Genomic DNA, 1,050 nt, shown 5'->3' with positions numbered 1-1,050 from the left:
CCTGCGCATGCAGGTGCTGGAGGGACGGAGTGCCGGACTCGAGAGCGTTGAGCAGACTCTCGACCTGGGCCATGTGGTTGCACAGGCCCTTACCGCGGATCTTGCCGTGCTCGTCGAGGATCACCCCGTACGGTGTGGTGCCCACCTGGTAGGCGATTCCGACGTCGCGAGCGTCGACGTAGCTCAGTTCGTCGCCGATGTTGCTGCCGGCCAGGAACTCCCGGTGTTCCTCGGGGGTGCCGTCGGACACGATGACGACGTCGAGATCCGTTTCCGCGCGGGCCATTGCACGCAGACCGGGAAGCAGGCTCTTGCAGGTGCTGCAGCTGGGAGCGGTGAACATGAGCAGCTGCGCCTTGTCGCGGTGACCTCCGACGCGCACCGACCGCCCGACGTGATCGACCAGTCCGGCGAACGAGGGGCCGGCCTGATCGACCTTCGGGCCGGTGTCCATCATCCGCGCGCCCAGCGGCCCGAGGCGCACCTGAACACGACCGATCTCACGGGCCAGCGCCAGGGTCATGAGGAACAGCAGTGCGACCGCCACGGTGAGCACCACGACGGCCACCAGGAGAAATGTTGTCATCGAAATCAGTCCTATCTGTGCAAAAGGGTCGGCGGAGAGGGGATTACGAGCCGTACTTCGACTCGGTGCTCACTGCGCGCAATCTGATCGATCCGGAGGTCAGGTAGTCGTCGACGGGACGGCGGCCGAAGTGCACGACCGATCGGATCTGCACGACCGCGACCACGGCGAGCACGATCAGCAAGCCGGCCGACGCACCGATGAGCTGTTCGAGCGGAGCGATCCCCGACGGGTGGGTCGCCGCGAGGACGAGTGCGGTGACGGCGAACGATGCCGCGCGGGCCGCGTGGAACCACCCGATGCGTGGCACTTCGTGGGCGGAGAACGCGAAGCATCCGCAGTCGAGGTCACGCCGGCCACGAGCCAGGTTCACGGTCAGCCCGAACGTGAAGGCGGCGAACAGCAGTGCGGCGCCCGAGGCCGCCCACACACCGGCGATCCCGAGGATCAATGCGGTTCCCACC

2 protein-coding genes are annotated in these 1,050 nt (G+C 67.0%); both read right to left on the bottom strand.

The genetic code is table 11. The features are described from left to right. Window positions 1–586: redoxin domain-containing protein (locus AB0H50_RS35635; protein WP_357461701.1), on the bottom strand; the 586-nt coding region annotated here is incomplete at its 3' end. A 43-nt stretch (window positions 587–629) separates the two neighbouring features. After that, window positions 630–1,050 (bottom strand): MauE/DoxX family redox-associated membrane protein (locus AB0H50_RS35630; RefSeq protein WP_357461699.1); only part of this gene is annotated, 421 nt, incomplete at its 5' end.

Origin of the sequence: Nocardia sp. NPDC050793 (assembly GCF_040654065.1) — a bacterium.
Classification (GTDB): Bacteria; Actinomycetota; Actinomycetes; order Mycobacteriales; family Mycobacteriaceae; genus Nocardia.
The sequence above is the reverse complement of the archived record's forward strand: the minus strand, read 5'-3'. Positions and strand labels throughout refer to the sequence as shown.